The 5,066-nt window shown below is 30.6% G+C and carries 5 protein-coding genes; all 5 read left to right on the forward strand.

Translation table 11 applies throughout. The features are described 5' to 3' along the window. The first annotated feature begins 742 nt into the window (after positions 1-742). Genes ABIK75_08255 through cmr5 form a run of 5 tightly spaced genes read left to right on the forward strand, consistent with a single transcriptional unit; the run spans position 743 to position 4,953 of the window. A complete protein-coding gene (locus ABIK75_08255) occupies positions 743-1,573 on the forward strand; it encodes a putative CRISPR-associated protein (protein MEO0091081.1) in 831 nt (276 codons plus the stop codon). Between the two features lie 27 nt (positions 1,574-1,600). Further along, positions 1,601-2,647, forward strand: coding sequence for a type III-B CRISPR module-associated protein Cmr3 (gene cmr3, locus ABIK75_08260; GenBank protein MEO0091082.1), 1,047 nt, complete (start codon positions 1,601-1,603; stop codon positions 2,645-2,647). 11 nt (positions 2,648-2,658) lie between these two features. Continuing rightward, positions 2,659-3,546: a type III-B CRISPR module RAMP protein Cmr4 gene (gene cmr4, locus ABIK75_08265; GenBank protein ID MEO0091083.1), complete on the forward strand. Its 888-nt coding sequence runs from the start codon at positions 2,659-2,661 to the stop codon at positions 3,544-3,546. A 5-nt stretch (positions 3,547-3,551) separates the two neighbouring features. Further along, complete coding sequence (gene cmr1 / locus ABIK75_08270) at positions 3,552-4,571, forward strand: type III-B CRISPR module RAMP protein Cmr1 (GenBank protein MEO0091084.1); 1,020 nt, start codon at positions 3,552-3,554, stop codon at positions 4,569-4,571. Between the two features lie 13 nt (positions 4,572-4,584). Further along, a complete protein-coding gene (gene cmr5, locus ABIK75_08275) occupies positions 4,585-4,953 on the forward strand; it encodes a type III-B CRISPR module-associated protein Cmr5 (GenBank protein MEO0091085.1) in 369 nt (122 codons plus the stop codon). The last annotated feature ends 113 nt before the right edge of the window (positions 4,954-5,066 follow it).

Below are 5,066 nucleotides of genomic sequence, written 5' to 3' on the forward strand. Positions count from 1 at the left end.
GTATCATTACAATTGCCGAACAACGCAGTTTTTAGCCTACCTATAAGGGATTGAAACATCTTTAGCCATTTTAATCTTTTTTCTTTTTTCTCTTCCGTTTTTAGCCTACCTATAAGGGATTGAAACTGTGCGAAGTATATATTCACAATTCTTTTTCTGCTTCTGAGTTTTTAGCCTACCTATAAGGGATTGAAACATATTTATAATTTATAATCGCGCCATTTTGATTGGGAGCATTAGAAGTTTTTATCCTAATCTATGAGGAATTGGGACTTCAAATTCTCCTTTGATTCTATGCATATTTTAACTATACGTTGGGGGAATAGTATAGGAGATAGTATAGATACTTAAAAAGTTGATAAATTATTATAATAAAACATACTCTCTCGCTATTTTCTTTTCTAACTCCAACTTTTTGGCATACTTTTAGTTAATTATTTAGTTAATTAAAAGATAATAAAGATTAAAAGGAAGGATTTGAGAATTCTTTAGTTATTAATAAAGGATATTTTTATTAAATTAATATTGATTTTTTATCAATGTTTATTAAAAATTATATTGTGGATAGTGATAATTGTCTGTTCTTTGATAGTTGGTAAGAAAAAGAAAAGTTAAGAAGAAAATAAATGGCAGTTTTCCCCTTTGAGAGAGGGGAAAGGTAATTTGTTATTATTAATGAAAAATAGGTAAGTTAGAAGAATTAAATTTAATTGATAAATAAAAAAAATGAAAGGAGGTTAAGGTGAAGGAGTTTCACATAATAAGTAGTGGTGTTTCTTTATTGCTCAATGCCCAAAAGAAAGGAATTTTATATTCGGTTGGTTTTTCTGATGAATCCTATTGGCAAGAGATATTAAATAATCCTCAAGAGATAGAAAACCTTTATGAGTTTCTAAAAGGCTCTCCAAAAGAAAATTCAGCAGAACTTAACACTTTTTTAAGGGTGGTAGAAAATAAAAATCCCCAAGATATTGAAGTTTATCTTTTTGGCACTAAAACCGCTTCTAACGAACTTTGTCGAAGAGTATTAGAAAGATTTCTAAAAGATAAGGGGTATACGATTTATACTCCCTATGAGGTAAGTGGTTATTTTTGGGAATCGGCAAAGTTTAATGAAGATTGTGCTAAAGATGAATTTCAGAAAGGGATAGCCGAACTTCTTGATAGATTAATCTATCTTGCGAAAAAGAAGATAGAAGAAGGTTATTATGTCTATTTTAATCCTACCGGTGGTTTTAAAGCCCATGTGATTGCTACGGCGTTAGCAGGTTTTCTTTTAAATTGTGATATTTATTATATGAATGAAGAATTTAATCGTGTTGTATTTCTACCGCCACTCTTTTATCTACCAAAGGGAAGAGAGATTAAGTTATTAGAAATTTTAAAAGATAAAATGCCAAGGAGTGGCTCCCACTATGAAGAGTTAATTAAGACTTATCCCGAAGAAGTAGAGAGGTTAGAGATTTACCAACTTGTTCAAAGGGAGAAAGATGAAAGGGGAAAGGATTTTCGAATTAGAATAACGGATAAGGGGTTATTAATATTAGAAAAAATAAAACAACTTGACATTTAATAAATTTTTGACTATATTAATATAGTAATGGTCAAGTTTAGCATCACTCCTTTTGATGTTTTATTTTTTGGTCGTGGAAAACCTTTCAATCTCTCGGTTCAGGAGGCAAGTTCTATTTTTCCGCCTTTGCCCACCACTTTAGCAGGAGCGATTAGCGCCAAGATTGAACAGGAGAAAGGAAAGGATGCTTCGAAAATCATAAAAACCTTTTATGGTCCCTTTTTAGAAATAGAAGAAAAGATTTTGTTCCCAAAACCTTTGGATATTCTTTCGGAAAAGAAGAAAGAGGGTGGTGAGATAACAGGAGTGGAATTATTGGAGGAAAGAAATTTCAAGTTGATTAAGCCATTTTATAGTGATTTAAAAGAAGAATTAAAAAGTCTTTTGTGGGAAAGGAAAAGAAATAAAGAGTTTGAGGTTTTTGAGGGTTTTATCAGTTTAGAAGGATTACGAAAATGGTTAAACAATCAAGAGGTTAATAGAGAGGATTTATTTTCTCTAAAAGATGTTTTTGATTTTGAGCATCGGATAGGAATTCATATGGACTATTCTAAAAATGTTACCAGAGAGGAAGATGCTTTATATCGGATTGATTTTGTCCGCTTAAAAAAAGGTGTGAAGATAGTATTTTTTGTCGAGTTTGATGTAGATAATTATAATATTTTTAGAACAGAAGATGAGGTTTATGATTTTTTTGAGAATAATAATGTGAAAGTTTTAAAACTTGGTGGTGAGATGCGCAACGTAACTTACAAATGTGAAAAAGGAGATGATATTATAAAGTATTTTATTAAACCGATGGTTGAAAATGGTGAGAAAATAAAAATTCTTTATTTAACTCAGGGAGTTTCAGAAGAAGAGGAGTCCTATGAGAGAATTAGTGGGGTGGTAAAAGTGGCAAATTTAGGAAGGCGCACCAAACAGTATGGCAAAGGTCTTATGAAAGGGATAAAAGAAGGAAGTATAATTTACGCAAAAGTGAAAGATAAAGATAAATTAGAAAAAGATATCTGGTTAAAACCAGATAATGGTGAATTTATTGGTTTTAATTTAAGAATTTATGCTAAAATATAAGGAGGTTAGATATGTTTAAAGAGAATTTAATTTTAACTTTTTATGGCTTAACACCAATCCATATGGGTTCAGGAGTTAGTGTTTCTTATGTTGACAATCCAATCCAGAGGGAAAAACATACTGATTTTCCCATTCTTGCTGCCAGTGGAATAAAAGGAGTGATAAGGGATTTAGCCGAGAGGATTTGGCAAGATAAAGATAAGGTAAACATAATTTTTGGACCAGCACCAGAAGAAGGCGGAGAAGAGTATGCTTCTTGTATATCTTTTACTGATGCGAAAATCTTGTTATACCCTGTTCGTTCAGTAAGGGGAGTTTTTGCTTATGTTACCTGTCCTTCTGTTTTAAAAAGGTTTAAAGAAGAATTGAAAAGTATAAAAAAAGATAATTTACCTAACAATATTCCAGATATAAAGGAAGAGAGTAAAATAATTATCTCTTCTAATTCAGAGTTAAAAATTGATAGTGATAAAGTTGCTTTAGAGGAATTTGTTTTTAACATTGATACTTCACAAAACGTTGATAGACTTGTAGATACACTTTCTACTTATTTACCTTTAGAAATAGATAATTTAAAAAAACACCTTGCTATTGTTTATGATGATGTTTTTAGAGATTTTGTAAAATATGCTGTGGAGATAAGAACAAGGATAAGGATTGACCAAACAACTGGCACAGTAGCCGAAGGTGCTTTATTTACCATTGAACTTATTCCTGCGGAAAGTGTTTTTTACGGCTTTTTATTTATAGCTGACCCATACAATAAATCGATTGAGGAGATTAATTCGGCAGAAAAAGTAAAAAAAGAATTAGAAGACCTATTTTCCAATGCCAATATTATCCAATTTGGCGGCGATGAAACACTTGGGATGGGGTTAATGAAGGTGAAGATAGGATAAAAATGATGAAGAAGATTGATTTAAAATGTAAAATTATAACACCTCTTTTTATGGGTGGTGCGGAACAACAGCCGGAATTAAGAACCCAGTCTTTTAACGGACTTTTTAGATATTGGTTCAGATTGCTCGGCGGTTCTTTTGAAAATGAAAAGAGACTATTTGGTTGGGGCGGAGAAAAAGCAAATAAGGGAATAGTAAGTATTAACTTAAAAGAAGAAAATAATAAACAGGAATTTCAACTACAACAGCAAGGGCAAGGATATAATTATTTAGGATTTTCTTTAAGACTAACCAATCGGAGAGGAATTAATGCCTCATCTTCTTTTGAAATTTCATTTATTTTTCATCCAACTTCTACTGAAGATGATATTAAAAAATTCTTATGTGCTGTTTGGTGTGCTTTTTATCTTGGAAATTTTGGCAGTAGAGGCAGAAGAGGGTTTGGTTCAATAATAGTGGAAAATATAAATGGCGATATTCTGCACGACTTTAATTTAAAATTTATATGTAATCAAAATATTGGAAATTGGTTAAAAAGCCAGTTAGAATACATTAAATCTTTAAACTATTGGCAGGCAAGAAGAGATATTCCTTACATCTTTGAAAATTTAGAGATTTATAAATTTAATCGACATCAGAGTAATTATATCCAATTGTTAAATAGTATAGGAGAAGAATATAAAAATTTTAGGCAAAAGCTTAGGAGAAACGAATGGGAAAAAAGAATCTGGTTTGGTCTACCAATAATGCCACAAGGAGTATTTCCTATCCTTGACCATGAAGAACGAGGAAGGCGTGCTTCTCTTTTAATTTTTAAAATAATAAAATTTAATAACAACTATGAAGGATTCGTTTTATTTTTTAAACCAAATGAGAGACACGATTTTAAATTCCTTCCAGATAGAGCAAAAATAAAGTTTGATAAAAAGGAAATTTTTGTTGACGCTAATTGGTGGCAAATTTTAGATAAGTTTATAAATGACTACTTAAAAAATAAGAATTTAATAACAAAAGTTTATCCATAAATGGAGGTAAAATATGACCGAAATTAATAAAACCCTTAATCAGGAAAGGGCAAATTATATCTTAAAAAAGGTAAAAGAGATAAAAAATAAAGAAAAGGAAGAACAAAAGAAATTTAAAACTAATGCCAGAAGGGTATCTTCACTTATAATTTCCAATGGTCTTCTTCCAACGCTTGCCTTTTTGAAATCAAAAAAAGAAAAAAAACCTGTTTACGATGTCTTTAATGAATGGCTAAAAGAAAGAAAATTTTGTCAAAATGATGCTCTTGAAGAACTTTTAAATTCCGATGCTTCAAAATTGCGTCTGGCTACAATGGAAGTTTTAGAACTTGCTAATTGGCTTGGAAGAATTGTGGAGATTGAAATAGAGGATAGAGAATGATAAAAAATAAGAAATTGTTAGAAGAATTGGAAAAAGAGATTATCAGGAATTCTCAATTAGATATAAATAGGAATATCAAAATTTTTCAAGAGTTTTTAAAATTGGCAAGGGAA

It is taken from the genome of candidate division WOR-3 bacterium (assembly GCA_039801725.1).
GTDB lineage: Bacteria > Hydrothermota > Tepidihabitantia > Tepidihabitantales > DTDR01 > DTDR01.

Bases quoted from the DNA above. Each gene is read 5' to 3' on its own strand.
- cmr3 (MEO0091082.1), top strand. From the start codon at position 1,601: ATGGTCAAGTTTAGCATCACTCCTTTTGATGTTTTATTTTTTGGTCGT.
- cmr1 (MEO0091084.1), top strand. From the start codon at position 3,552: ATGAAGAAGATTGATTTAAAATGTAAAATTATAACACCTCTTTTTATG.
- cmr4 (MEO0091083.1), top strand. From the start codon at position 2,659: ATGTTTAAAGAGAATTTAATTTTAACTTTTTATGGCTTAACACCAATC.
- cmr5 (MEO0091085.1), top strand. From the start codon at position 4,585: ATGACCGAAATTAATAAAACCCTTAATCAGGAAAGGGCAAATTATATC.